Genomic DNA, 26,449 nt, shown 5'->3' on the forward strand with positions numbered 1-26,449 from the left:
CCGCCATCGCCAGAGCCACAAAAAAGGGATCCTCAGATGAGAATCCCTTTATGATCAAAAACTATGGGACAGCAATGGGGTTTAGGCGTGCTTAAATCATTGCCCTGCGCCAGAGAGTAGGCAAGGAACTCCTCTGTCATAATCGCGCAGATGGCATGGATCCCTACATCTTCAGGACCCACACGGCAAAAACCATCGCGGTAAAAGCCCGTTTTGGGTGAATGGCAGCAAGGCGTCAGGGGTTCGCCCAGCACATTTAGATCACGCGACATGTCGCCTCCAGAGTGTCAGGGCTAGAATAATCGGTATCCTGCCCACATGGTGTGTAACCACAGTTTCATCAAGCGATGGTTGCGTTTAACTATAGGCTTGTACACGGTGTCAGTTTTGTCAAAGATAACTGCTAAATCGAATCATTTAGCAGCAAAATTCGTAAGGATCCTAAGATGAGTTTTGAAGGCGAGCAGTATCCAGGCGTTGCACCCGTTGCTCCGCAGACCCAAGGTTTCCGTTTAAACCATACAATGCTGCGGGCGAAAGACCCTGAACGGTCGCTGGCTTTTTACTCGCAGGTATTTGGTATGCAGGTACTGCGTCGGCTGGATTTCGAAGAGATGCAGTTTTCGCTCTACTTCTTAGCCAATCTGGAAGCCAGCGATCAGGTGCCGGAAGATACTCAGGCGCGTACCGCCTGGACCTTCGGCCAGAAGGGCCTTTTAGAGCTTACCCATAACTGGGGCACTGAGAGCCAGGAAGACTTTGCCTACCACGATGGCAATGCCGAGCCTCAGGGGTTTGGGCATATCTGCTTTAGCGTACCGGATTTATCAGCCGCCCAGGCGTGGTTTGACGAGCACGATGTAACGTTCGTAAAGCGGGCCGATCAAGGCAAAATGAAAGACGTCGTGTTCGTCAAAGACCCAGACGGCTACTGGATTGAAGTCGTCCAGGCCGACCTAATGGCGGCGTCGGGCGACTAATATGGCACATTTGCTGTTTCGGCTGCGGCACGTCACCGATGAAGAAGCCATGGAAATTCGCGCCTTACTCGCCGAGCATCGCTTTGATGTATACGAAACCCAGGCGGGGTTTTTCCGCTTGGGGGTCGATGCTATTTGGCTACGCGATGAACGCCAGCGTGAAGCGGCCGAAACAGCCCTGGCCGCCTATCAGGTAGCGCGCTTTCAGCATGCTCAGCGCGAATTACACGAGGCCCAAGCGCAAGGAAACGCGCCAACGCTTTGGCGACGGCTCCTCGAGCACCCCGTGCAAGTCGCGTTAGTGCTCATCGCGGTGGGGCTGATTGTGGCCCTTACGGTAGGCCCTTTTTTAGGCTTACTGCGCGGTTAGCGCCTTTGCCGTTAAGCCGCTGTCAGGTGGCCGCGTTTAAGGTACATCCTGACGCCCTCGCTGCCGGCAGTTAACGCAGGCGTTGCACCCGTCGGGTAGCGGCACCAGGTGCCAGCCGTGTAGTGGTGTGTGCTATCGCTTAGCGTGCCTTCCAGAATAAACAGTTCAAGCCCGCCTTTAAGCGTGGGGTAGGCAATTGAAGTACCCGCCGCCCAATGTTCCAGGCTAATACGTTCCTGCTTGAACGTGTGGAGCATCTTGTAAGCAATGCGCGGTCGACGGTCGGGCTGCCAGGGTAGCCGGTGGGCCGGTACGGCCAGCTGCAGCGTATCGTTGGGGTCAAACTGATGCAGTTTGACGAAAATCAGCGCGCCTTCATCGCCAATCTGCGGCGTATGGGCGGTACCGATCGGATTGCGCAGGTAGCTTCCCGCCGGGTAACGGCCGTGTTCATCGGCGAAAACGCCTTCCAGCACCAATATTTCTTCACCACCGCCATGGGCGTGAGGGGCAAATTGACTATTGGGCGCATAGCGCACCAAGCTGGTGGCACGGGCTACTTCGTCGCCGACCCGGTCCAGCATCATGCGTTCAACGCCCGCACTGGGGGCGTCTACCCACCGGTACTGCTCCGGGGTCACGCTGACAAACTGAGAAAAATCGGCATTCAAGTGCATGATGTTAGCTCGGTAGCGGATGAATCTGCACAGTCTCGATAGATCACCCGGCAATTGCAACCAGCTATTACTAAACAAAGCCCTGACTATTTGCATAGCCAGGGCATATCACTCTTTAAGGAGTGTCCATCAGCGCGGTCAGGATATGATAGGCGGCCTCAATGCGGGCCTGGTTAGGGTAATTGCGATTCGCCAGCATAACGATTCCCATCTGCTGGCTGGGTACAAAAGCCACATAGGCACCAAAACCGCCGGTTGAGCCGGTCTTGTTGAACCACACGTCCTGAGTAGCCGGTAGTGGCGGCTGCAAGCGCCTCGCTTCGTTGGCTTCTAAAGCCATCTCAAGCGAATTTCCGGCGCGTAGCTGATCAAGCGTTACCGGATAGGCATATCGCTCCCAGCCCAGGGCCTGGGTCATATCACCCATACTGAAATAGCCCATTTGCGTTGTCTCTAACGCTTCACGCAGTGTCTCGTCCAGTGTTGAACTATCCATGTGGGCTTCAATGAACGTCAGCATGTCTGCCGTATTGGTCTTCACGCCGTAGGCCTGGGCATCCAGCACGCCTGGGTTTACCCGAACTGTCTCATCGTCTTTCGAGTAGCCATAGGCATAGTGTGGCTGCTGTTCTTCCGGTACTTCCAAGTAGCTGTGCTCAAGCCCAAGCGGTGAGAACACATGCTCTTCCATTAACGCCGCATAGGGTTCGCCAAGCCGCTGCGCCGTCAAATAGCCAAACAAACCAATGCTTGGGTTGGAATACTGTCGGTGAGTACCGGGGGGATAGTCCGGTTGCCAGTGGCGATAGTAGTCGAGCATTTCGTCTTCATCTTGCACGTCATCGGGAAACTGCAAAGGCAGCCCGCCCGCCGTGTAGGTGGCAAGTTCCACAAGGCTTACGTCATCAAAAACGCTGCCTTCAAGTGCCAGCAGGTATTGGCTGGCAGAATCGTTTAACGACAGTGCACCGCTCGCCTGCGCGTAAGCGCCCAGCGCTGTGGTAAAGGTCTTACTGACCGAACCCAACTCAAACAGGGTGTCGGCTGTAACCGGGGTATTCGCCGCTTGATCGGCGACACCATAGTTAAAGTAATACCGCTTGCCATCAACACTCAGCGCCACGGCCATACCTGGAATACGATGTTCCGCCATTAGCGCCGTTATGGTGTCGTTGACCAGCGCATCTATCTGAGGATTATTCTGCTCATCAGATGCCCAGGAAAATGAGCCGATAAAGAGCGAACCTGCAATAATAAGACCTGTTTTCGCTGCAAATATCCTGTTCATATAAAAAACCTAGTAGTCAGAGGTTAGTGATGAATGGCGTTTTAATGGTCTGGATGGCGAGTAAGTTACGGTTAATGGCGCTGCCTGACAAACAGCGATATTTTGTACGCGCCATTAGAAAAATTAGGGGGTAAAAGAGTGCGTCCTTATTTGCCACTAAAAGCGCTGCGTGCCTTTGAGGTATCGGCTCGCCATTTGAGCTTTACCCGCGCCGCGGAGGAGCTCTGCGTAACCCAGGCCGCCGTTAGCCATCAGGTTAAGCTGCTGGAAAGCCAGCTCAAGGTTCCGCTATTTACCCGCTTGCCCCGAGGGTTAATGCTGACCCAGGAGGGCGAGGGGCTGTTGCCGGTATTGAGAGAGGCGTTTGATCAGATCACGCACACGCTAGAGCAACTAGGCGAGAGTAATTACCGTGAAGTGTTAAACGTAGGCGCAGTGGGTACGTTTGCGGTGGGTTGGCTGTTGCCCCGGCTGGCCGATTTTCAGGAAAAGCACCCCTTTATTGATCTACGCCTTTCCACGCACAACAACCGTACGGACATGGCCGCCGAAGGGCTTGATTTTGCCATTCGCTTTGGCACCGGCGCCTGGCACGGTATTGCCGCGCAACCCTTATTGCCGGCATCCTTATCCGCGATGTGCACACCGATAATCGCCGCACGGCTTAAAACGCCAGCTGATGTATTAAATGAGACGCTGCTACGCTCCTATCGCGCTGACGAATGGACAGAGTGGCTGCTCGCGGCCGAAGGGCCGGTTAATCTCCCGCTACCTAAAAGCATCGTATTTGATTCATCTATCGCCATGGTGGATGCCGCACAGCAGGGTATCGGAGTGGCTTTGGCGCCCCCGTTGATGTTTTCAAGGCAGTTGAATAGTGGTGCGTTGGTACAGCCATTTTCGACGGCCGTTAGCCTGGGTGGGTACTGGCTTACTCGTCTGCAGTCACGCGAAGAAACCCATGCCATGGCATCTTTTAGGGAGTGGTTGAGCGTAGTATGTTAAGTGTCGTAACCAGCGCCTGAACGGCGCTGGTTATCGGGCGAGCGTTACCAGCCAAAAAGTTTACGCGATGCTTGCAGCGCCTGTTTAGTGGCTATGCTCGCTGTGATCGTGATCGTGATCGTGTCCTTCGTCAGCCTCATGGTCATCATGACCCGGTTCTGCCAGCGAGTCGTGCAGCGTCTGGGCATTGTGGCGCATCATGCCCAGGTACGTGCTGGCGTCACCCTCAGAAGCCAGGGCATCCGCGTAAAGCGTTCCGGCAATAGGCAGACCCGTCTCTTCCGAGAGCTGTTGAATGACCGCAGGATTGGTCATGTTTTCATGAAACAGCGCTTGGACGTTCTGGTCGTTAATCACATCCACCAGTTCCGCCATGCTGGCGCCGCTGGGCTCTACTTCGGTAGACAGGCCAACCGGCGATAAAAAGTGAATGCCGTAAGCGTTGGAGAAGTAGCCAAACGAATCGTGGCCGGTGATGACGCTGGTGGACGACGGAATCTCACTGATCAGTTCGCGGATTTCAGCGTCAACTTCTGCCATTTCGGCTAAGTAGCTATCGGCGTTAGCCCGGTACTCATCGGCATTCGCTTCATCGGCTTTAATCAGGCCATCGCGGATGTTGGTGATGTATACCCGCGCTTGCTCCATATCCTGCCAGGCGTGAGGATCAAATTCGCCGTGGTCATGATCATGATCGTGTCCATGATCGTCGCCATGTTCGTGATCATGCCCGTGGTCGTGGTCGTGTCCGTGATCGTGATCATGCCCATGATCTTGGCTGTGTCCTGCGTAGGATAGCTTTTCAATACCGTCCGTCGCCGTGACCCGGGGGCCTTTGTAATCGCTTGATTCAATTAGCCGTTCCATCCAGCCTTCAAACAGCAGGCCGTTGAACACTACCAAATCAGCTTCCGCCAGCGCACGTGCATCACCCGGACGGGGAGAGTAGACATGCGAATCACCATCGGCGCCAACCAGTGATGTAACGTCCACATGCTCGCCGCCCACATTCTCGACGATATCGCCAAGAATCGAGAAGCTCGTGACTACCTGAACGCGGTCCGCTGCGATGGCGGCGGGCAGCGCTAGCATCGCGGATACACCGACCAGCAAGCGTGAAGATAACCGTAAAGACATACCTACTCCTGTTTAATGATTTACGTAGATGCCTCGGCACTCAGCGGTGCAGTCTTGCGTCTGAGCTTGGCTGCCAAACTGTGATAGCGACCAAACAGCGCCGAGAAAAAATAACCCGCGCCAGCCAGCAAAATAATGCTTGGCCCCGAGGGAATATCCAGATGAAACGAGAGCAATAAGCCACCCGTGCTCGCCACCATGGCCAATACAACGGCAATGCCTATCAACCCTTCCAGCCGCTTGCTCCAAAAGCGAGCCGCTGTGGCTGGCAGCATCATCAGGCCCACTGCCATCAGTGTGCCCAGTGTTTGAAAGCCCGCGGTCAGATTGAGCACTAACAGGCCTAGAAACACGCTATGCACCCAGCCGTTACGCCGGCTTTGCCCACGCAGGAACAGCGGGTCCAGACACTCCACCACCAGCGCGCGAAAAACGACCGCCAGGATGACCACAATCAGTGTGCTAATACCGGCGATAAGCACCAGAGCGGTGGAGTTAACCGCTAAAATCGACCCAAACAGCACATGGGTTAAATCAACGCTGCTCCCGCCAAGGGAAATCAACATGACGCCTGCAGCCAGCGAGATAATAAAAAAACTCGCCATCGCGGCATCTTCACGCTGACCGCCCATCTTGGAGACAGCGCCCGCCAGTAACGCCACCAAAAGCCCGAACATCACACCGCCGATGCTCATAATGGGCAGCGAAAACCCGGCGAGTAAAAAGCCAATCGCCACGCCCGGTAAAATGGCATGGGCCATGGCATCGCCAATCAGGCTCATCCCGCGTAATACCAGAAATACGCCCAGCGGCGGGGCGGCAAGCGAAAGCGCTAAACCACCCACCACCGCACGGCGCATAAAGCCGTAGTCAAAAGGGGCGATAAACCACGCGTTAAGCAGTTCCAACATGCTGGCCCCCTAAGGTAAACGGCACGACCTGAGCTGGCGCCTGTGAGTGCGCCAGCGCGCTGGGCGCCACCCAGCGGCCGTGGCCACCGTTTAGCATCAACACCTCATCAGCCAGCCGCCGTAAATGGTCCATATCGTGCAGCACAATAATGATCGTGACGCCGTTATCTGCCATTTGGCGCAATATGCGAATCAGGATATCCACCGTATCGCTGTCAACGTTGGCGAAGGGTTCATCAAGTAGCAGCAGCTCGGCTTCCTGCATTAACGTACGCCCGATTAACGCCCGCTGGCGCTGACCGCCAGAAAGCTCACCCAGCGGGCGGTGGGCCAAATGCGAAATACCCAAGCGCGCCATGATGTCGCGGCCGCGACGATAATGCGCCGCACAGTAACCCTTAAGCGCCCCGTGGCTTGGCCAGGTGCCGGTCATTACCAGTTCTTCCACACTCATCGGAAACGTCAAATCGAGCGCCAGCTGCTGCGGCAACCAGGCACGCCGTTCGGATGCGATAGTGCACGATACTGTTCCGCTAATAGGTCTTAGCTCGCCCATAATGGCCTGAATAAGCGTGCTCTTACCCGCCCCATTGGCACCAATCAAGGCGGTAATCGCCCCCGGCTTGAACTCCCCATCAAGGTGCTCCAATACCGTGCGACGCCCCTGAGCCAGGTGTAAGTTCCTAAGCGTCAGGTGCGATAAAGCATGTTGGCTCATGGCGGCCACCCGCCTGCCCACACCACCAGCGCCCACAGCAGCACTAACGGCACAGCCACAAACACCAACCGTTTAGTGGCTGACAATGACATTAAAGAGAAGTGGCAAGGCCCTTCTCGGTTATGACGGTGCGTGCGATGACTCACTGAATATCCTCTTAACAATAGAATAAGTTATAACATAACATTAGGCAGAACCAAAAAATTGCCGAATATTTTACGCGCTTCCATGAATGTGACAATGATAAGCGCGCTTACTAATTTAGCAATTGATACATGCAATAAGGTGTTAATAGCGCCAGGTGGCGCCAATTTGCTGCGGAGACACCATTAGCGCGTACTCGCCCTCAAGACTAACGGGCCCCAACGAAACGCGTGCCGGTTGAAAGCGGTTAATCGCCGAAGATGCCTGGTTCGGCTGGGTCCAAATTTGCAGCTCATTGACCAGCATGCCGGTTGCAAAGTTCACCGCGCCATCGCGCTCACGGCCATCCGCCGCAATCACGCCGCCCGCGATCCCGTTGACGATCAGCGACCCAACCCGTGCACCAAAGCCGCGGCGCTCCCGCTCGGCTTGAGCAAGCTCCAGTCCCAACGCCTGCACGCCGCTGAGCTCACCGCGCGCTTTTAGGCGCTCATACTCTACTAACGCCGCCTGATGCGGCTGGCTATCCATCAGCATTCCGCCCAATGCCAGCGCCGACTTCACCACGCCCACCCGCGCATCAAACCGGTCATCGCTATCGCTCGCTTCACTGGACTGGTAAGCGTTAACCGCAAGACTTGCGCCATAAATGCCCGTCCAACCCCACTGCCAAACGTTGGCCTGGCTAGCTCCGCGCTCAAACACATCGTCATAACCCGCCCATTCATCCGATGTCTGCGCCTGAGCAGGCAGCACAACCGCGCATAGCAGCGCGCACAGCAAGTGGTTTAAACGCATGGTGAAAATCCTGTAATCAAAGGGGAATGACGTTAAGCGTAGCATGCTCGCTTGAAAGGATGGGTGAGGAATAAGGGCCACAAAGGGTAGCCGCCCAAGCAGCATTGATCGTGACTTGAGCTACGAAGCGTCTGTTTATGTGTTTGCTAATCCACTTCTCATTTAAAAGGACTGGTTCTTGGCTTTATTTAATTCTAATTTTTATTAGATATGTGGGTGGCAATAAAGCTTTTATTTTTTTAAATTATATATAAAACAGTTGCTTATAAGTTTTATCCTAAAGTCTAAAAAACTAAAGTTGATGCTCAAAATTTTGACAGTAATCGTATAAAGATCTCTTATACATTGTGATATATCACAGGAGAAAACAATGCGACACCAAATTGCTAAGGCCTTCCTGGTTACCGCTGTAATAGGTATTACGCCCCTCAGTGCTATGGCCGAATGGCCGGAAAGGCCCGTCAACATCGTAGTGCCATCCGGTGCTGGTGGGGGAACCGACCAAACTGGTCGCATGCTCGCTGAACGGCTACAGGCTCGTTTTGGCCAGCCGTTCAACGTGGTTAATCAAGGCCAGGGCGGCGGAGTGGTTGGCATTTCATCCATCAAAAATGCTAACCCCGATGGTTATACGTTGGGCGTCATATTCAACTTTGCTCATTACGCTGCTATGGGGCAGTCCGACGTTAATGTTGAAGATTTCACTCCGATCGCCCAGTACAACTTTGATCCAGCCGGATTCCAGGTGCGCAGTGACAGCGAGTGGGAAAACATCGACCAGGCGCTGGATGCTATCAAAGATGCTCCTGGCGACTATGTGATTGCTTGCGGCGGCGGCTGTGGAGGATCGTGGCCGATGGCTGCTGCTACGATGATGAATGAGTACGGAATTGATGTCTCTCAGGTCCGTTTCATCTCCGGTCAAGGCGCAGCCGCTGCACTGCAGGATCTGGCAGCAGGCGGTGTTGACGTTGTGCCATCCTCTCTTCCTGAAGCAGGGCCGCTGATCGATTCCGGACGCATCAAAGCGCTTGCTGTGATGGGCAAAGAGCGACTGGAAGCCTTTCCTGATGTACCTACCCTGCAGGAAACCACTGATATGGAGCTTGAACTGGGAGCTTGGCGCGGGTTGATCGCACCTGCGGGCCTTCCAGACGATATTGTCGCAGAGCTTGAAAATGCCATGGACGAGATAGTCCACGACGATGATTGGCGTCAGCAAATGCAGGATCGTGGTTTTGGCGTTCAGTGGCGAGATTCAGAGGCCTTCAACGAGTTCATGTTGGATCAGCAAAGCTCTGTTCGCGACGTTATTAAAACCCTGGGATTAGCCAACGGCGATTCCTAAATACAAGGAGCGCACGCTCCTTGTTCAGAATGGCTTCTCTGCCAATGGAGCTTTGCCTTGTACTTCGACGATCGCCTCAACGGGCTTGTATTTATTCTTCTCGGTGGCGTGGTCGTCTTCCTCGCCCAGCAATTGCCGACGCTCACATTCATTGATTATGGACCGGGCTTCTTCCCGACACTGATTGGTTGCGTGATGATGATCGCTGGCGGCGTGATAGCGCTTAAACCTTTGCTGCAGCGTGGCGCGAGCATTACCTGGGCAGCACTGCCCCGTGCTCGATCCTGGCCACAGGCATTGAGCGCCATAGGCGTGGTAGTTGGCGCCATCGCGTTTTATATCGCAACGCTCAACATTCTGGGGTTTTTGATTGCCATGCCAATATCGCTCTTCGTGCTGCTGGCCTTTTTTGATCGGCGTATCTTGCGTGACATTCCGATTGCAATCATCGGTAGCTTTCTGCTGCATAGCTTCTTTTATCAATTGATGTCCGTGCAGCTACCTTGGGGCCTGCTGACACCGTTTGCTGGGGTACTGACATGGTGATAGATGCTTTCATGATGCTGATGACGCCGACGACTCTCGGCGTAATGGTGGCCTGCGCAATCTACGGCCTTGTGGTGGGCGCCATACCTGGTTTCTCAGCAGCAATGGCGGTGGCACTGATGGTGCCCGTCAGTTATTTTCTGGATCCTGTGCCGGCACTGGCCGGTGTGGTGACGCTCTGCGCCATGGCGATTTTCTCCGGGGACATTCCGGGCGCTCTATTGCGCATTCCTGGTACGCCCGCCTCGGCTGCTTACGTTGATGAATCCTATAAAATGACGCGTAGTGGCAACGCCGGTCTAGCGTTAGGCACTGGGCTGATTTGTTCATCTATCGGCGGTATCTTCGGCAGCATCGCGCTGATCCTCGCGGCCCCCACGTTAGGCGACCTGGCACTACAGTTCAGCTCAGTTGAGTACTTCTGGCTAGCGTGTCTTGGGCTGACCGCGGCGATTGGCGTATCGCAGGGCTCAGCAGCCAAGGGAATCATATCTCTATGTATTGGCTTGCTCATTGCGTGTGTAGGACTGGATCCAGTTTCGGGACAGTCAAGATTTACTTTTGAGACCAATTACCTCTCTGGAGGTTTAGGCTTTATCCCGGTCTTGATTGGACTGTTTGCCATGTCAGAGGTTTTTCGCTTTGCTCTGGCACCTGGCGATAGCGATAGACCACCGATTGGTAAACTTAACGGGCTTTTCCGCGGAGTATTTGGAGAAATCCGGCGGCTCTGGTTTCAGATTTTGCAAGGCTGCGGTATCGGTACGCTGGTGGGTGCAATCCCCGGTGCAGGCGCGGATATCGCTTCCTACATAGCGTATGCAGCAACCAAAAAGCAATCTCGTCATCCTGAGCGTTTCGGTACGGGTATTGTCGATGGTGTAGCTTCAGCCAGTGCTTCCAATAATGCTTCTGTCGGTGGCGCTTTAGTGCCAGCTACGGTCTTCGGGATTCCTGGCGATAGCCTGACCGCAGTTATTATTGGCGTGCTTTATATGAAAGGTCTCAATCCTGGGCCGACTGTTTTCCTGACCCAGGGAACACTAATTACTGCAGTTTTTCTTGCGTTCTTGCTCGCTAACCTGCTGATCGTACCCTTTGGCATTGTGGCTATTCGTCTGTTCCGCCATATTCTGGCGGTGCCACGCAGTGTATTGATGCCACTCATTGTTGGCGCGTGCATTATTGGCTCTTTTGCGGTTGAAAATACTGTTTATGCGGTAGTCACCATGCTGATTGCCGGTCTGCTTGGCTTTTACATGGAGGAGAATGGCTTTCCATTAGCGCCAGCGATATTAGGTGTCGTGCTTGCCCCTATTATCGAAGAGAATTTTTTGAATACGCTGGTTAAATCAAATGGCGACCTGATGATCTTTTTGAGTCGTCCTCTGGCGATCGGGTTGGCCGTTATAACGCTAGCGATATGGGTTGTTCCGCCGCTGATAAGATTGATGCACTACATGAAGGCGAGGAAACCTACAACATGAATGCGGTTATACAAAAGCGTACTTTGCTCGCCTCACGCGCGGAAATTGCTTACAACACTATCGAAGAGATGATCGTTACTCTTGAGCTGGCACCCGGTGAGAGTCTCACTGAGCAGGCGCTGTGTGCACGATTGGAAATGGGAAGAACACCTGTGCGCGAGGCCCTGCTGCGCCTAAAGCATGACTATTTACTGGCCGTGCTACCGCGTCAGGGTATTTTGATCAGACCTATCGATACAACGACAGCGCTGGAGGCCTTGGACGTTCGCCATCACGTCGAAGGGCTGTTGATTGAACGGGCAGCCCGTCTAGCTAGCGAAAGCCAGCGGGCCGAGTTTCTTCATATGGCTCGCCAAGCCGAACACTCATTGGAAACACGAGATAATAAGCTGTTCTCACGGGTCGACAAGCGCTTCAACGAACGAGTTTGTGAAGCTGCTAATCACGATGTCGCTGCGAGAGCCGTTATGCCGTTGCATGCCGTTTCTCGGCGCATTGGTTTCTTTCTAGCACAGGTTGCCCACCATGAGCCGGCCGCAACGGTGCGGCCGCATATCGAAATTATGCAGTCCATTGCCGCTAACGATGGAAAGAGCGCCCTGGCTGCGCTTTCCAAGCTGCATCATCTAACGCGGCAGCAAACCCTGGCTATTGAACGTGATGGGTTGCTGCACTCGTGATGCAACTTGCTTTTTTCGCTAATCAACCTTTTTCCAGGGAGTTTTAATGTCAGCCCCCAATGTTATTTTGGTCGGTGATTACTCGCCGCGTCAGCGCCAACAGCTCGAAACTCGGTTTTCTACTTATTCAATTAGTCATCTGGCTTCCCTGAATGACGTGCCCGAATCAGTACGTCAAACGTGTCAGAGTGTTGCTTATCACGGTCACTTTCCCTTTGGGCCAACAGAGATGGATCAATTACCCCAGCTTGCGCTGATTGCCAATTTTGGTGTGGGGTATGACGATATCGATATCGAGGCGGCCGTAGCCCGTGGCATTAAAGTCACCAATACACCGAACGTGCTTAATGACGATGTGGCTGATCTTGCGGTAGGCATGTTGCTGGTCGTTAAGCGGCAGCTATTAGCTGGAGATCGATGGGTTCGAGAAGGTGAGTGGGCTCGACATGGCACCTTCCCACTCAACGCTAATGCCAACGGATTGCGGATCGGTGTGCTTGGCATGGGACGTATTGGCCGTGAAATAGCCGATCGAATGGCTGCCTTCAAGTCGGAACTTCATTATCAGTCCCGCCAACCCAAGGATGTACCGGCATCCTGGCAGTACCATTCAACGCCATTGGAATTGGCGGCTGCCGTAGATGTGTTATTCGTGACCGTTGTGGGTGGTACTGAGACTCGCCACTTGGTATCAGTAGATGTACTAAGTGCATTGCCAGCTGGCGCTGTAATTATCAATGTGTCCCGAGGCTCTGTCATTGATGAGACCGCATTGATCGAACAATTGGAGTCGGGCCGCTTAGGTGGCGCTGGATTAGACGTCTTCGAGAGCGAGCCCACGGTGAATCCTAGATTATTAGCGCTGGATAACGTGGTTCTGCAACCCCATCAAGGTTCAGGAACTGTGCAGACTCGCGAGGCCATGGGCGATTTGCAATTCGCGAACCTAGACGCGTTTGCCGCACAACGCGAGTTGCTCACCCCCGTCAATTGATCAAAAGCTGCCGTCCGGGCAGCAGTAATGATTAAATTGCGTGCATGGGGCACCGCGGTGCGGTGCTTTTGCGGGTGCGCTGGCGCTTACGCCGCACTACTTTGTAGGGCATTGGTGTATCAACTGTCTCATCAAACGCAAAGAGCCCTTGGTGGGCTCTTTACTTGGGACCCAGCGATTAGGTGGGCTCAATCGTTATCTTCGCGTTTCTCGAAAGCGCGCTTGTCATCGGGTAGCCGGACGAGGTCGCCAAGGTTTAGGTTCTCTAGTCCCTTTAAGCGATGGCCTTGGGAGTCGAGGATGGCGACGACTTTGGCGATACTCACGGCGTCTTCTTCGCGGTAGGCTTCTACTTCCACCCGGACGATCTTGCCTTGGTAACGTGCCGAGAGAATATCGCCGTTGCCAATTTTGGCGTGGTCATGGTGATCGTTGGTGAATAGCTTGGATACGCTGGCGCTGCCGGGGTCGTCCCATTCAATGTGTCGATGCATCGCTCTCTCCTTGTCAGTTAACTCATAAAACCAGTGTAGTTTGCTTTTTGTTGGATCCGCCAGTTATTGGTTGATGGATTCATCGCCAATATGCTGAAACATAAAGGTTAACGCGGCCGGTAAGCTGGCTCGCCAGACGCGCCAGGTGTGTCCGCCGGGGTAAAGATCCAGGCGCACGTCGTTGGGCTGGATGCGCTCCATGGCCTGGCGTAGCTGGCGGGCGTGGAACTCGGCGTCGTACACATCGCTTCGCCCTGCACTGATGTAAAGCGGCACGGGGGGAATATCGCTTTCTTCCGCACTGGGGCGGGGCGTTACGTTAATACGGTAGTCTTCCAGGTAAGTGGGGTAGTTACGCGCGTCCCATAGGCTAGTATCAAAATTGCCTTGCTCATCTAAAAAGGAAGGGTGGCGGTGGGCAGAGGAATTCAGCGGCGGATAAGGGACGTAGCTTGCCGGGCTCAAGGCGGCCACGGCGCTAAACATCTCGGGCTTTTCCAAGGCAAAGTTAAGCGCGCCAAAGCCGCCAGCTGAAAGCCCGCCCACGCCGCGTAGCGCACGCGTTGTGCCTACCTGGTAGGTAGCTTCTACATGCGGAATCAGGTCGTTGAAAAAAGCGCTGCGGGCAGCTTCGTTGTGGCCGTCTATCCACCAGCTGCGGCTGCCGGGCATGATGAACACCGCTGGCGGTATGTGTCCGGCACGCATCAGCCGGTCGGCGGTTTGCGCAAGATTGCCCTTGGCCACCCAGTCGCGTTCATTACCGAACGAGCCGTGAAGCAGATAAACCACCGGGTATTGGGCGCTGGTATTAACGTCATAATGATCGGGTAAATAAACGGTGTAGGGGTAGGCGTGGCCAAGCGTGGGTGATTCAAAGGTGTGGTATTGAACCTCACCGGCAAGCGCTGCGTTAAAAAAACTCCAGAGGCCCAGTAGGGCGGCCAGCTTGGTTAAAAGCGGGCGTAGCGACCATCGAGACACGCCAGTAAACAGGGAGTGTGACAAACTGCCTCCAGGAATCATTAGCAAGTTATAAAGTCGGACACCACGATAACCGGGAGTGTTCAGCGCAGGCTAAAGATAGGCATACAGGGAGTAGGTATGCATAAAAGAATAGAAGAAATTTACTGGTTGCGTGCCTACGGCTGTGTGGCGGTTTTTTTATTTCACCTACTGGACCACGTTAATCAGCGTGTAGATAACCTGACGACCGATCTTATGCGTTTGCCGTTGGTGCTCGGCACGCCGATTTTTTTGTTTATTTCGGTATTTGTGTTTGCCATGCGCTACGACAAGGCGGTGCCGCCCGGTTTTTTGGCCCAGCGGGTGAAGTACGTGATGCTGCCGTATCTGGTGTACGGGTTTATTTATTCGACCGCTGAGTGGGTTAATTTGTACGTGACCGGTGAGCCAGTGGGCTTTGTCGCCAACGCGGTGGAGTACTTTATCTTTGCCGGTTGGCACGGGTATTTTTTGATCATCGCCATGCAGTTCTATGTGGCTTACTGGCTGTTTACGCGCTGGCGGCTGTGGCGCTTCAACCCGGTGCCGTGGCTATGGCTTAGCTGCCTGGTGAGCATGGCGTATTGGGGCGCGGCTTATTGGCTTGAGGTTGAGTTGCCAGGGTATTTACTGTGGATTGCGCCCCTGGGCTGGATCTACCTCTTCTTTCTAGCGCTGGCATTGGTGCGCTATTACCCCTTTGAGTCGGAAACTCAGGTGCCTGAGCCGCCAGCGTGGATGCACTATCTGTCTCATCCAGCATGGCTCGGCCTTTGGGTGAGCCTTTTGATCATGGCAAGTATTGCCGGCTGGCTGCAGTTTTCTTCCAAGGAAGTATGGGTCATTCCGCTATTTGTGCTCTTTACGCTGGTTGCCATGCGCTACCTGAAAAATTGCCCGGCGCCGGGCTGGGTGCGCTATATCAATCGGTACTCGTTTGGCATTTATCTGGCCCACCCGATGTTTTTTGCGATTACCGATGTGTTCGTCAAACCTCTTAATCTGCCTGTGGCGATTTATGTGGTGCTGTTGATCGTGGTTGGGGCAAGCGGCTCAATCGTACTTAATAGAGTGGCTAATACGACGACTCTGGGCGCCATGCTGTTTGGTAAACGATTGAAAGCGTAAGCTTGCTGCTGCACCAAAATGAATCATTGAGGTTTCTTTTTGCGCTTTTTTGGTTCAAAACGATGCCCTGCGGGTAGCAAAACCTTAATGCATAGATGTTATGCTACATGGCGAGGCATTAGTGGTTAACTTTTATTGATTAATAAACAATGACTTATTTTTAAGGCAGGCCAAGTTGGTGCAAAGTTGGCACGCTCTCTGCATTGTATTGGTCAGCGGCTAGCGTGTCATAGGCAGATGCCTTTCGGCGTGCTACAACGATAGCCGGTTTAAAAAGATCGCTGAACGATTTGTTGCTTATAAACAGGCAAACGCTGAGCGAACAAAAATGACAGACGCGCCCTTAAGGTCACGGTTTGTCGGATGACTTAGTTTTATGAATGACCAAGCTTTATAAATGATCAAGTTTGTCTAACAACACTTTTATCGATAGCTTACTGTTTTACGCTTTAAGCCACGCTCATACCGGAGGACACAATGTCAGCCAAGACTCTCGCGCTAATCGAAGAACATGATGTTAAGTGGGTGGACCTGCGTTTCACCGATACTCGCGGTAAAGAGCAGCACGTCACCGTGCCTGCCCGCGATGTAAACGAAGAGTTCTTTGAGAATGGCCAGATGTTTGATGGCTCTTCTATCGAGGGCTGGAAAGGCATCAACGAATCCGACATGATTCTGCGTCCGGAAGACGGTACTGCGTTCCTCGACCCCTTCACCGAAGACGCTACCCTGATTTTGCGTTGCGATATCATCGAGCCTGTCACCATGCAGGGCTATGATCGTGACCCGCGCTCCATCGCCAAACGTGCTGAAGCGTACCTGGAATCTACTGGCCTGGGCGATACCGCTTTCTTCGGCCCGGAGCCTGAGTTCTTCATCTTTGACGAAGTACACTGGAAATCTGATATCCAGGGTGCCATGTACAAAATCTCCTCCGAAGAGGGCGCCTGGGCAACTGATAGCCGCGTTGAAGGCGGTAACCTGGGTCACCGTCCGCGCCTTAAAGGCGGCTACTTCCCGGTTCCGCCGGTCGATAGCTTCCACGATATCCGTGGCGCGATGTGTAACACCCTTGAAGCGATTGGCCAGACCGTTGAAGTGCACCACCACGAAGTGGCGAATGCGGGTCAGAACGAAATCGGCGTTAAATTCAACACCTTGGTGAAGAAGGCTGACGAAGTTCAGGAAATGAAATACGTGATCCACAACGTGGCCCACGCTTATGGCAAAACCGCGACCTTCATGCCCAAGCCGCTGGTCGGTGACAACGGTTCAGGCATGCACATCCACCAGTCATTCTGGAAAGATGGCCAGAACCAGTTTGCCGGTGACGAGTACGCGGGCCTGTCTGAAATGGCGCTTTTCTACATTGGCGGTGTGATCAAGCACGCTCGTGCCCTGAACGCCTTCACCAACGCCTCTACCAACTCGTACAAGCGTCTGGTACCGGGTTTTGAAGCGCCGGTCATGCTGGCCTACAGCGCGCGTAACCGCAGTGCGTCTATCCGTATTCCTTACACGTCAAGCCCGAAAGGCAAGCGTGTCGAGACCCGCTTCCCTGATCCGACGGCTAACCCTTACCTATCGTTTGCTGCCCTGCTGATGGCCGGTATCGACGGTATCAAGAACAAGATCCATCCTGGCGATGCCATGGATAAGAACTTGTACGACTTACCGCCGGAAGAAGGCAAGTTAGTACCAACCGTTGCTAACAGCCTGGACCAGGCCCTGGAAGCACTCGATGCTGACCGTGCGTTCCTGACCGAAGGTGGCGTGTTCACCGACGATATGATCGATGCTTACATCGAACTCAAGATGGAAGAAGTGGAGCGTATCCGCATGGCGACGCACCCCATTGAGTTTGATATGTACTACAGCTGCTAATGGCGTTTTAACGTGTTAGCCCTAAAACCCCGCCTCGGCGGGGTTTTTTTATTGCACTGATCCGGTGACGGGTATGCTCCTTAATTGTGCTTAATGCACTAAAATAGTGCATTAAGCCTCAGTGGTGAGTGGCCGACTGCGCTATAAATGTTCGCCTCAGCGATGTGAAATGCCCACAAGCCGTGCATTGTGTCGCTAATGGAACAACTTGGCGCGCTTTTTGCAGTTTCTCTTCAATATGAACGATTTCAACCGCGATGCCCCAGGACACTCCATGTATCAGCGTTTACTAGAACATCTTTCCATGGCGGTGCTGCTTCTGGATGGTGAGCTCCGCGTACGCTGGATGAACCCGGCCGCCGAGGCGCTGCTAGCGGTAAGTTTTAGCCGTGTGCAGGGGATTAGTTTGGATACTCTGCTCGGCGGCGATGAAAGTATCGATCAGGTGTTGGCCAAAGCGCGGGATGCCTTTCACCCCTACACCCAGCGCGAGGCGCGTATTACCCCGCTCAACGGCGAGTCGTTAACGGTGGACTATACCGTGACGCCTTTATCTGATGATGAGCTGCTGTTAGAGGTGGAGCCCCGCGACCGGCTGATGCAGATTTCCCGCGAGGAAGCCCTAACCACGCGTCAGGAGACTATCAAAGTGCTGGCCCGCGGTTTGGCCCATGAGGTTAAAAATCCACTGGGTGGGATTCGTGGTGCCGCCCAACTGCTGGAGCGTGATTTAGCTGATCCGGCACTGCGGGAATTTACCCATATCATTGTCGAAGAGGTCGACCGCCTGCGTGATCTGGTGGACTCCATGCTCGGCCCTAACCGCATCGTCAAACATGAGCCGGTGAATATTCATAAAGTGCTGGAACGGGTGCGCTCGCTGCTGATTGCCGAACATCCAGACGTCACCATCAGCCGCGATTACGACCCCAGCCTGCCGGACCTTTCCGGCGATGAATCACAAATGATTCAAGCCGTGCTTAATGTGGCCCGCAATGCCGTTCAGGCAATGAGCGATGCACAAACCCCGATGCCGGAACTAATGCTGCGCACCCGTGCGCGGCGCCAGTTTACCCTGGGTGCCGAGCGCCACCGCCTGGTAAGCGAAGTTGGCGTAATCGATAACGGACCTGGCATTCCTGACGGTCTTCAAGAAACGCTTTTTTATCCCATGGTATCGGGGCGCGCTGAAGGTAGCGGACTGGGGCTTTCCATCGCCCAATCGATTTTGCACCAACATCAAGGATTGATCGAATGCGATTCACGACCCGGTCACACCGAATTTCGTTTACTGATTCCATTGGTTATTAACTGCACCGGAGAAGCGTTATGACTGAGGCGACACGTAACGATGTTGCAAGGGTGGTCGTTGTGGATGATGACCGCGCTATCCGCTGGGTGCTTGAGCGCGCGCTGGCGCAGCCGGATCTCGATGTTGAGTGCATCGAGCGCGCCGATACGGCGCTGGCAAGGCTACTGGAGAACCCACCCGATGTGCTGGTAACGGATATCCGCATGCCGGGTATTGACGGGCTGGACTTAATGGCTCGGATCCGAGAAGCACATCCCGATTTGCCCGTGATTGTGATGACGGCCCACTCAGACCTGGATAGTGCCGTGGCCTCCTATCAAGGCGGTGCCTTTGAATATCTGCCCAAGCCGTTTGATGTGGATGAAGCATTGGCACTGGTGCGCCGTGCGGTCGCGCATGCCCGTGAACGGCAGCGGCCGATTAGCGTGCCTGAAGGCTTGAATGCCGAAATTATCGGCGAGGCGCCTGCCATGCAGGAGGTGTTTCGTGCCATCGGACGGCTCTCGCATTCGCATATTACGGTGCTGATCAACGGCGAGTCGGGTACCGGTAAGGAGCGTGTCGCCCAGGCGCTGCACCAGCATAGCCCCCGGGCGGGCAAGCCGTTTATTGCCCTTAATATGGCGGCGATCCCGCGCGACCTGATCGAGTCCGAGCTGTTTGGTCATGAGAAGGGCGCTTTTACCGGGGCGGCGGCGCAGCGCCAAGGGCGCTTTGAGCAAGCCAACGGCGGTACGCTGTTTCTGGATGAAATTGGTGATATGCCCGCGGAAACCCAGACTCGTTTGCTACGCGTGTTAGCCGATGGAGAATTTTATCGGGTGGGGGGTCATACGCCGGTTAAGGTTGATGTGAGGATTATTGCGGCCACACACCAAAACCTTGAGTCGCTGGTCGATGACGGGCGCTTTCGTGAGGATCTTTTTCACCGCTTAAACGTGATTCGTATTCACCTGCCACGCTTGGCCGAGCGCCGTGAAGATATTCCCAGGCTAACGCGCCACTTCCTGGCTGAAGCCGCCAAAGAACTCACCACTGATATCAAAGTGCTGACGGCTGATGCCGAGGCGCACTTAACGCGCTTGTCATGGCCGGGTAACGTGCGTCAGCTGGAAAACATTTGCCGCTGGCTAACGGTGATGGCCTCAGGGCGTGAGATTTTAGTGGAGGATTTGCCGCCCGAGCTGCGCACGACCGGTTCCATGGAAAGCAGTGTGCATGGCGACTGGCGCTCGGCATTTCGTGAGTGGGCCGACCACGCGCTGGCTGAAGGGCATACGCACCTGCTTGAAGAAGCGGTACCTGACTTCGAACGCATTTTAATTGAAACCGCGCTAAAGCATACCGGCGGACGCAAAGGCGAAGCCGCCGAGCTGCTGGGTTGGGGGCGTAATACGTTAACGCGCAAATTAAAGACGCTACTCCCCGCCCTTGCAGACGAATAAGTGGTCGCCCGCTTAAAGACTAGCTTATAGGGTACCTGCTTGAAGGGCCTTGTGATCAAGCGCCTGACAGTCAGTCAGGAAGTGTTCGAAATCGCTTAAGATGGTATCCAGGCTGGCATGTAGGCGATGATCATCATCGACCATGCGCAGTGAAAGGCGCTGTAGCCGGGCGCGTTCAATCACGGGGCCTGGCAGCACTACGTCATCCTGCCAGCCATGAATGATATGCGTAAGGCTAGCCTGAATGGTCGGTGAAGATTCAGGATAGTCAGGCAAGCCCAGCGCCGGGGCGAGTAAAAAGCAGCCCAGTAAAGGTTGCTGGGCGCTTACCGCCGCGCTTAGCCAGCCGCCTAAGCTTGAGCCTGCTAACACGCATGTACCGGGTGCAGCATTGCGTTTTTCCATCGTGGCCAGAAGATGGTTTAAACGCTGGGATGGTTCTGGCATACCCCGGTAATCCATGACGACCGGCTCACAGTCATCGAACTTTTCAGCGATGCCTTTCAACGCCTGCATTTTTAAAGCGCCGGGCCCGCTTTCTAAGCCATGAGAAAGGTAGACGGTCATCATAATGGTTAGCTACTCGCTGAGCTTTGAATGGCCTGACCGCCCTGCTCAATATCTTCACCGGCGCCACGAATGGTATTACAACCGCTAATAATCAGAACCAGGGTGGTCATTAGAAGACCAATCGCCATGATGCGTTTCATAGTGTCGTTCCCTTCAAATAGGCAAGCCCGGCAAAGCGGCCGGGCAGAATACAACAATAAATAAAATAAGCCGTGTTTGACCGTCGTGCCACTGATTTAACCACCCAGGCTGATAATAGTACGTGTGCATATGTCTCATGTGTCTTTTTTATACATGTTAAAAGCGATTTTGTAGTTTTTTGGATTCGATATATTTTTATATAAGTTATTGTTTTATGTGATTTTTTTAACTTAATTGGCATGTTGGCCCGCTGCCTGCAATACCTAAGTAGTAACAGTGTGAGCGGAGTGTTAGGAAAATAGGGAAGGCAGGAGCCAAGTAGAAGAACAGGGAGTTAAAGGATATTCATTCCGCTCAATTGTATTAGCGTACGGATACGTTAATCGTCGAAGCCAAGGACGGTGGAGATGCAAATAACCATTTCGCGAAAGCGAAGTGGTTTTTTTGCGTTAGGTGTTTTTTCACAAGCTATTGATTCTTATAATATTGTTGATTATTAATTATAATTTGCACAGCCTCTGTACAGATGAAACCGATGATTTAGGCTATCCTTTCGACATACTAAATCTAAGCGGTTAGAAAACGACAACGCAACAGCCGCGTATTTCAGGGACAAGCGTTATGGCAATGGTACTGATGTTATGCATGTTCGTGCTGTTCTTGGGTTTTTCGGCTATCGGTTTGTATATGATGTTTAAAACCTCTTTCATGGTGGTTACGGAAGATCGCGATGATATGCCGCCCGATACTAAGCGTCATGATTGATTAATCGTGCTACTGCGCTAAGAGTAGATCTAACCAAAAACCATGCCCGCGAAAGCGGGCATGGTTTTTTATCGCGTTCAATAGAGCATTGAGGTGAGAGCTGGGTAAGCCATCACTACTTTTGCTGCCAGCGGCCACGGCCTCTTTCGGGGACCATGCGGCCAAAATACAGCAGTCCGAACAGCAGCCAGCCAACGGTTAATATGGCGGTAAATATCAATATTGCTAAGGGACCAAACTCCGCAATCAAGGGGAGTGCGGCGGCGGTAAACAACCCACCCCCGACAATCGGTTCAAACATTAGCTGCTTGTAGCCAAAGCTTTCAAACGCGCCGGATTTGTTGCTGGGGTCGGCCATTCTCATTAGCAGCAAGCCGGTTACCGTTACCCCCATGGATTGGCCAAAATCGCCCACCCCCCGCTCAAACCAGTTTTCGGGAATCACGCGTGGGGCAATCACAATCAGTACGAATAACCCCCAGGCAATACCCGCCACCGATAGCAGCAAAAACGGCAGGAAGTATTCACCCAGAGTAGTGAGTGACAGCGTGGCCAGTGCCGCTACAATGGTAAAATCGAGCGCCGTACCCGCGATGCGTGCCATCGTACGGGTGGAGACGTGATGCTCCAGACCGAAGCGCGTGACCACTAGCTGAACGATTACCCCGCCGATCATCGCGATAGGAAACAATGGCACGTGGGCTAATATTTCAAGGCCGTCATTACGTGCCCAGGTAACCTGCTCGATCCACTGCAGGCCCGACAGCAGCAGCCAGCCAATTAAAATAGCGATGCCCACTAAGCCGATATGCAGGCTAAGCGGGTCGGTGGTGCCTGCTTCAAGGGTAAGGTCTTTTTTAAACTCGCTAAACTCTTGTGCCGAAGGACGTTCGTCTTCACGAATCAAATCATCAGGCTCATCATTTTCTTTGCTTGGGGTGATAAGGCCCCGGCGTGCGGCGATATTGATCATCAGGGTGCCGATAAGCACACCGGCAACGATCCCGACGGTCGCGAGCCCCAGTGCCAGGTCCGCACCTTCTTCAAAGCCCAGGTCGGCGAACGTATCCGCCATGCCGGCTGCCGTACCATGGCCGCCTTCAAAGCCAATCTCAATGAGCGCCCCAACCATTGGGTTCATGTTAAATAGCGGTGTGAGTACCAAAAGCGCCAGAGTAAGGCCCACTACATATTGCCCCCAGGCCATGGTTTGGCCTACCACGACCTGAGGCCCGGCACGCAGCCAAATAGTGCGCAGGCCAGGAATAGCCTTACCGATAAATAGAGCGGCAAACACCACGTTAATCAACAGACCCGGCAAGGCCGCCCAGCTCTCTTGCACATAGGCGGGAAACAGGCCAGGGCTCTCTTCAAAGAAGGTAGGCATAAGGCGGCCGATTACATCAGGCCCCATCAATAGAAGTATCAGCCCAGCAATCACCGAGCTGGGTAGAAACAGTTTACGTAGCCACGCTAGCTTAAGTCGAAGCGCTTTACTTGCTATTAGCGCTAGCGTAATGATAACCAGCGCTACAAAAAGCTCACCAACCGTCATGGTCATTACATCACTCCCTAATGAATGCGTAAGGCCAAAGCCTTCGCAAGACCGCTTTAAATGACAGAGTTGGTATTAATTTAGTGTCTAACCGTCAAAATGGCGAAAAGTTTACTTTAGCCCATCCAATAAAGGCTCAGAAAAGCAAAACCATAGCCAATGGCGCCGCCAGCGATTACATCGCTGATGTAATGCAGCCCAAGCCCGACGCGTGATATCGCAATTAACAAGGCCAGCGGTAGCACCAGAGGTAAAAGCCAGGGCGTATGGGCAGCGACCAGTACACAGAACAAGACGGCATGCATAGTATGGCCACTGGGGAAGCTGTAACGGTCGCGTGCCGGTTCGCCGCAATGCACGCCGCCCAGATAGGTAATAAAGGGCCGCTCGCGGCATAGGCGTGTTTTAATCAGCCGATACACCAGCATCGCCGCCAGTGCGATGCTGGTGTACTGCATTATCCGCCAGGTGCCATTAGGCTGCAGCCATGGCTGCGCGGCGATTAGCAGTACCCATATCGGCCAGTCGCCCAAGCGGCTTGCTGCCTGTAAAGCTATGCGCCAGGGACGAAACAAATTGAGTCGTGTAATGCGCTGGCAAAGTTGCCATTCAATCAGGTCAAGACGAGCGAATTCGACAAGCGGGCGTGGACGCATGATGGGCCTCTTGGGCTTGGTTGAGATACTGCATAAACTGATCCGCGATGCCCGACCAGCTTTGCTCAAGTGCGCGAAGACGCGCGACACGGCCTATGCGCGCGTAATCGGCGGGATGTTGGCAAAGTTCGACTGCCGCTTGCCGGAACGCCTCACTGTCGTCTGGCGTGACGGTAATACCGTTGTGGCCGTTTTGAATCAGTTCAGCGCTTGCCGCGTGCCGGTAAGCCACCACGGCAAGGCCACTGGCCATGGCCTCGGCGACCACATTGCCCCAGGTCTCTGACAGTGAAGGAAAGACAAACAGATCAGCGCTGGCGTAATGGCGAGCCAGCTCATGTTTTTCCACAAACCCGGTGAAATGTGCCTCAGGAAGGGCTTTTTCAAGTTGGGCGCGCGCCGGCCCATCGCCCACAATTACCTGGGCCATATCGGGGCGCACCTCGCGCATTGCTTGCAAGGTTTCTTGAAGCAGCGTGAGATTTTTTTCTAAGGCCAGGCGGCCCACGTAGAGCGCAACAGGTTGGTGAGCGCTCACTCCCCACTGTTGGCGCAGGCCAGTATCGCGATACGTCGGCGAGAAACGCTCCCCTTCAATCCCTCGTGACATCACGTGAACGTTGCGAATGCCCTGTTGGCTTAAGGTTTCGGCCTGTAGCTGAGTGGGTACCAGGGTGAGTTCGCAGCCATTGTGAAAATAACGCAGATAGCGACGCGTCGCTGATGCTAGCCAGGGCACGCCATAATCATGGCAGTAGTGATCAAAATTGGTGTGCCAGCCTGCCACCAGCGGAATGTTTAATTGGAGTGCAGCATGGCGTGCAGCCCAGCCTAGCGGGCCTTGGGTCGCCAGATAAATAACGTCAGGACGGTGTTGGCGCCAAAAGCGGCTCAGCGTGGAAGGCCGCGTTAAGCCGACTTGTACCTCTGTGTAACCCGGTACGGCCAAGCGGTTAACCTGGAGTTCATGCTGCACGTCTGGCGCCTTTCCCTCGACGCGCGGTTTTGGGCGAATGACATCAACGCAAACTCCTTGTCTGCTGAGCTCTTGATGCAAGCGGCTCAAGGTATGCGCAACACCGTTAATTTCCGGTGACCATGTTTCGCTAACGATACAAAGCCGCATAAGCGATCATCCCTTAATCACATTTTAACTTAGTGTGGTCGGGGACAGTGACACTGCCAAGTCAAGGTAGTGACTAAGCGATGACACTTTGGGAGATTATCGTTAATAATTTTTAATATATCGGCTTAACACGCGATTGTTACTCTTTGAAGTTGCTTTTGTTAAATATTAAATTTCAATCATAAGTTACTAGAAAATATTAAAACTTTAAAATAAATGAAATATACGACCTCTACTATCTGCTGCGTTGAGGCGTTAAACGACCTCCACTTTTTTAAAGCCATTTTATTAAAAAAATATACGACTACTTCAACGGGATCGAACATGTTTAAGAAAACGACACTGGCGTTAGCGGTTTGCGGTTTATTAGGCGCCTCAGCAGCACAAGCCGCTATGGTGTATGACCAAGACGGCACTTCGCTTGATATCTATGGCCGTATCTCAATGGGTTTTGAGGGAGGTGGTGCTAAAAACGGTGTAGATAACGGCGAAGAATTCCGCAACTTTGGTTCACGCCTGCGTATTACCGCTGGCCATCAGATCACGACTGATCTGCGCGCGTTTGCTCGCGTAGAGTGGCGTTTTACTAGTGATGAGCGCAGCCGTCCTGGCTTTGATGAGGTGCGTAATAGCTACCTGGGGTTAGAAAGCCAGCAGTTCGGTACCTTTATGGCGGGTAACTACAACAGTTTCTACGACAACTACGTCATGACTCCCTTCGACGTTTATGTTGAGCGCGGCTATGAGTTCGCGGGTGGTGGTGTACAAGCGCGTGGCGATTCAGTCGGCTATAAAACGCCCAAGATGAATGGTTTCCAAGCCGTTATTTCTGCTAAACACTTCTCTGAGCGTGGCTTAACAGACGCTGAGCAAAGTAGTGAAGGTAGTGTTATTGCGACACAGGGTGGCGTGGTTTATGAAACCGGCCCGGCTCGTTTAGCGTTAGGTTATGTTGAAGATACCGTTCGTGGCGGTGGTAACGGTGAAACGCGTTTCGGTGCGACAGCAGCTTTCGTTATTAATGATTCACTCTCTGCGCGTGTCGGCTATGAAACGCGTGATGATAACGATGTTTACGGCGGCGGTTTTGATAAAATTGGCGTAGGTGCCACGGCTATCATTGATTCGTGGAAATTCTTTGCCGATTACTACAACATCGAAGTCGACGGTGCCAGCAGCGACCGTAATGCCTGGGCGCTAGGCTCTATGGAAGGTCTGAATAACTGCCGATATTCATCACCGCTCACTTGAGCCGAGAAAAAATCGAAAATTCAGACATTCTTCT

29 protein-coding genes are annotated in these 26,449 nt (G+C 53.5%); 14 read left to right on the forward strand and 15 right to left on the reverse strand.

Going from position 1 to position 26,449, the window contains the following annotated elements; genetic code table 11:
• Window positions 1–32: 32 nt before the first annotated feature.
• Window positions 33–272 carry a DUF2237 domain-containing protein gene (locus INT33_RS19175; protein WP_193092753.1) on the reverse strand — a complete coding sequence of 80 codons (240 nt, stop codon included), beginning with the start codon at window positions 270–272 and terminating at the stop codon, window positions 33–35.
• 174 nt (window positions 273–446) lie between these two features.
• Between INT33_RS19175 and gloA the strand changes: the two genes are divergently transcribed.
• Window positions 447–980 (forward strand): lactoylglutathione lyase, encoded by a 534-nt coding sequence (gene gloA / locus INT33_RS19180; protein ID WP_193092754.1) that lies wholly within the window; start codon window positions 447–449, stop codon window positions 978–980.
• A gap of 1 nt (window position 981) precedes the next feature.
• Complete coding sequence (locus tag INT33_RS19185) at window positions 982–1,350, forward strand: DUF6164 family protein (RefSeq protein ID WP_193092755.1); 369 nt, start codon at window positions 982–984, stop codon at window positions 1,348–1,350.
• A gap of 11 nt (window positions 1,351–1,361) precedes the next feature.
• Here INT33_RS19185 and INT33_RS19190 read toward each other — a convergent pair whose 3' ends face one another.
• Window positions 1,362–2,027, reverse strand: a complete 666-nt coding sequence (locus INT33_RS19190) for a cupin domain-containing protein (protein WP_192536505.1) — start codon at window positions 2,025–2,027, stop codon at window positions 1,362–1,364.
• Window positions 2,028–2,142: 115 nt separating this feature from the next.
• Window positions 2,143–3,315: a class C beta-lactamase gene (ampC, locus tag INT33_RS19195; RefSeq protein WP_193092756.1), complete on the reverse strand. Its 1,173-nt coding sequence runs from the start codon at window positions 3,313–3,315 to the stop codon at window positions 2,143–2,145.
• A 138-nt stretch (window positions 3,316–3,453) separates the two neighbouring features.
• Here ampC and INT33_RS19200 point away from each other — a divergent pair, with 138 nt between their 5' ends.
• Entirely contained in the window at window positions 3,454–4,320 is an 867-nt protein-coding gene (locus INT33_RS19200; protein ID WP_193092757.1) for a LysR family transcriptional regulator, read from the forward strand.
• An 84-nt stretch (window positions 4,321–4,404) separates the two neighbouring features.
• Here the strand turns inward: INT33_RS19200 and INT33_RS19205 are convergent, their stop codons facing one another.
• From INT33_RS19205 to INT33_RS19225, 5 genes are all read right to left on the reverse strand, one after another.
• Window positions 4,405–5,457 (reverse strand): metal ABC transporter solute-binding protein, Zn/Mn family, encoded by a 1,053-nt coding sequence (locus INT33_RS19205; RefSeq protein WP_193092758.1) that lies wholly within the window; start codon window positions 5,455–5,457, stop codon window positions 4,405–4,407.
• A 20-nt stretch (window positions 5,458–5,477) separates the two neighbouring features.
• Window positions 5,478–6,368 carry a metal ABC transporter permease gene (locus INT33_RS19210; protein ID WP_192536509.1) on the reverse strand — a complete coding sequence of 297 codons (891 nt, stop codon included), beginning with the start codon at window positions 6,366–6,368 and terminating at the stop codon, window positions 5,478–5,480.
• Complete coding sequence (locus tag INT33_RS19215) at window positions 6,352–7,086, reverse strand: metal ABC transporter ATP-binding protein (protein WP_193092759.1); 735 nt, start codon at window positions 7,084–7,086, stop codon at window positions 6,352–6,354. Before INT33_RS19215 ends, INT33_RS19210 begins: the two co-directional genes overlap by 17 nt.
• The gene (locus INT33_RS19220; protein ID WP_192536511.1) at window positions 7,083–7,232 is read right to left on the reverse strand and encodes a hypothetical protein; all 150 of its coding nucleotides are present in this window, start codon (window positions 7,230–7,232) and stop codon (window positions 7,083–7,085) included. The genes INT33_RS19215 and INT33_RS19220 overlap by 4 nt, the downstream gene beginning before the upstream one ends.
• A gap of 142 nt (window positions 7,233–7,374) precedes the next feature.
• Window positions 7,375–8,028 carry a hypothetical protein gene (locus tag INT33_RS19225; protein WP_192536512.1) on the reverse strand — a complete coding sequence of 218 codons (654 nt, stop codon included), beginning with the start codon at window positions 8,026–8,028 and terminating at the stop codon, window positions 7,375–7,377.
• 370 nt (window positions 8,029–8,398) lie between these two features.
• Between INT33_RS19225 and INT33_RS19230 the strand changes: the two genes are divergently transcribed.
• The 5 genes from INT33_RS19230 to INT33_RS19250 are packed head-to-tail and all read left to right on the forward strand — an operon-like array spanning window position 8,399 to window position 13,083.
• A complete protein-coding gene (locus tag INT33_RS19230) occupies window positions 8,399–9,376 on the forward strand; it encodes a Bug family tripartite tricarboxylate transporter substrate binding protein (RefSeq protein WP_192536513.1) in 978 nt (325 codons plus the stop codon).
• A 57-nt stretch (window positions 9,377–9,433) separates the two neighbouring features.
• Window positions 9,434–9,922 (forward strand): tripartite tricarboxylate transporter TctB family protein, encoded by a 489-nt coding sequence (locus INT33_RS19235; RefSeq protein WP_192536514.1) that lies wholly within the window; start codon window positions 9,434–9,436, stop codon window positions 9,920–9,922.
• Window positions 9,916–11,409, forward strand: a complete 1,494-nt coding sequence (locus tag INT33_RS19240; RefSeq protein ID WP_193092760.1) for a tripartite tricarboxylate transporter permease — start codon at window positions 9,916–9,918, stop codon at window positions 11,407–11,409. The genes INT33_RS19235 and INT33_RS19240 overlap by 7 nt, the downstream gene beginning before the upstream one ends.
• Window positions 11,406–12,089 carry a GntR family transcriptional regulator gene (locus INT33_RS19245; RefSeq protein ID WP_193092761.1) on the forward strand — a complete coding sequence of 228 codons (684 nt, stop codon included), beginning with the start codon at window positions 11,406–11,408 and terminating at the stop codon, window positions 12,087–12,089. Before INT33_RS19240 ends, INT33_RS19245 begins: the two co-directional genes overlap by 4 nt.
• A gap of 46 nt (window positions 12,090–12,135) precedes the next feature.
• Window positions 12,136–13,083, forward strand: a complete 948-nt coding sequence (locus tag INT33_RS19250) for a 2-hydroxyacid dehydrogenase (protein WP_193092762.1) — start codon at window positions 12,136–12,138, stop codon at window positions 13,081–13,083.
• A 188-nt stretch (window positions 13,084–13,271) separates the two neighbouring features.
• Here the strand turns inward: INT33_RS19250 and INT33_RS19255 are convergent, their stop codons facing one another.
• Together INT33_RS19255 and INT33_RS19260 are read right to left on the reverse strand one after the other, a co-directional pair.
• A complete protein-coding gene (locus INT33_RS19255; protein WP_193092763.1) occupies window positions 13,272–13,577 on the reverse strand; it encodes a hypothetical protein in 306 nt (101 codons plus the stop codon).
• A gap of 63 nt (window positions 13,578–13,640) precedes the next feature.
• The gene (locus INT33_RS19260) at window positions 13,641–14,585 is read right to left on the reverse strand and encodes an alpha/beta hydrolase (protein ID WP_407648105.1); all 945 of its coding nucleotides are present in this window, start codon (window positions 14,583–14,585) and stop codon (window positions 13,641–13,643) included.
• Between the two features lie 96 nt (window positions 14,586–14,681).
• Between INT33_RS19260 and INT33_RS19265 the strand changes: the two genes are divergently transcribed.
• The 4 genes from INT33_RS19265 (at window position 14,682) to ntrC (ending at window position 20,351) form a co-directional block, all read left to right on the forward strand.
• On the forward strand, window positions 14,682–15,710 hold the full coding sequence (locus tag INT33_RS19265) for an acyltransferase family protein (RefSeq protein ID WP_193092764.1): 1,029 nt from the start codon (window positions 14,682–14,684) through the stop codon (window positions 15,708–15,710).
• Between the two features lie 477 nt (window positions 15,711–16,187).
• Complete coding sequence (gene glnA / locus INT33_RS19270; RefSeq protein ID WP_193092765.1) at window positions 16,188–17,594, forward strand: glutamate--ammonia ligase; 1,407 nt, start codon at window positions 16,188–16,190, stop codon at window positions 17,592–17,594.
• 274 nt (window positions 17,595–17,868) lie between these two features.
• Window positions 17,869–18,927: a nitrogen regulation protein NR(II) gene (glnL, locus tag INT33_RS19275; RefSeq protein ID WP_193092766.1), complete on the forward strand. Its 1,059-nt coding sequence runs from the start codon at window positions 17,869–17,871 to the stop codon at window positions 18,925–18,927.
• Window positions 18,924–20,351 (forward strand): nitrogen regulation protein NR(I), encoded by a 1,428-nt coding sequence (gene ntrC, locus INT33_RS19280; protein ID WP_193092767.1) that lies wholly within the window; start codon window positions 18,924–18,926, stop codon window positions 20,349–20,351. Before glnL ends, ntrC begins: the two co-directional genes overlap by 4 nt.
• Before the next feature lie 24 nt (window positions 20,352–20,375).
• Here the strand turns inward: ntrC and INT33_RS19285 are convergent, their stop codons facing one another.
• On the reverse strand, window positions 20,376–20,921 hold the full coding sequence (locus INT33_RS19285) for a YqiA/YcfP family alpha/beta fold hydrolase (RefSeq protein ID WP_193092768.1): 546 nt from the start codon (window positions 20,919–20,921) through the stop codon (window positions 20,376–20,378).
• 5 nt (window positions 20,922–20,926) lie between these two features.
• Window positions 20,927–21,061, reverse strand: a complete 135-nt coding sequence (locus INT33_RS19290; protein ID WP_018917687.1) for an entericidin A/B family lipoprotein — start codon at window positions 21,059–21,061, stop codon at window positions 20,927–20,929.
• 622 nt (window positions 21,062–21,683) lie between these two features.
• On the opposite strand from INT33_RS19290, the gene INT33_RS19295 reads away from it, so the two are divergent.
• Window positions 21,684–21,827: a hypothetical protein gene (locus INT33_RS19295; protein WP_193092769.1), complete on the forward strand. Its 144-nt coding sequence runs from the start codon at window positions 21,684–21,686 to the stop codon at window positions 21,825–21,827.
• A gap of 115 nt (window positions 21,828–21,942) precedes the next feature.
• Here INT33_RS19295 and INT33_RS19300 read toward each other — a convergent pair whose 3' ends face one another.
• From INT33_RS19300 to INT33_RS19310, 3 genes are all read right to left on the reverse strand, one after another.
• Window positions 21,943–23,388 (reverse strand): sodium/glutamate symporter, encoded by a 1,446-nt coding sequence (locus INT33_RS19300; protein ID WP_193092770.1) that lies wholly within the window; start codon window positions 23,386–23,388, stop codon window positions 21,943–21,945.
• Window positions 23,389–23,498: 110 nt separating this feature from the next.
• Window positions 23,499–24,038 carry a phosphatase PAP2 family protein gene (locus INT33_RS19305; protein ID WP_192536521.1) on the reverse strand — a complete coding sequence of 180 codons (540 nt, stop codon included), beginning with the start codon at window positions 24,036–24,038 and terminating at the stop codon, window positions 23,499–23,501.
• Window positions 24,001–25,164: a glycosyltransferase family 4 protein gene (locus tag INT33_RS19310; RefSeq protein ID WP_192536522.1), complete on the reverse strand. Its 1,164-nt coding sequence runs from the start codon at window positions 25,162–25,164 to the stop codon at window positions 24,001–24,003. The genes INT33_RS19305 and INT33_RS19310 overlap by 38 nt, the downstream gene beginning before the upstream one ends.
• Window positions 25,165–25,488: 324 nt before the next feature.
• Here INT33_RS19310 and INT33_RS19315 point away from each other — a divergent pair, with 324 nt between their 5' ends.
• The gene (locus INT33_RS19315) at window positions 25,489–26,415 is read left to right on the forward strand and encodes a porin (RefSeq protein ID WP_226940273.1); all 927 of its coding nucleotides are present in this window, start codon (window positions 25,489–25,491) and stop codon (window positions 26,413–26,415) included.
• Window positions 26,416–26,449: the final 34 nt, after the last annotated feature.

The sequence above is a fragment of the Halomonas colorata genome (assembly GCF_014897985.1).
GTDB classification, from domain to species: domain Bacteria; phylum Pseudomonadota; class Gammaproteobacteria; order Pseudomonadales; family Halomonadaceae; genus Vreelandella; species Vreelandella colorata.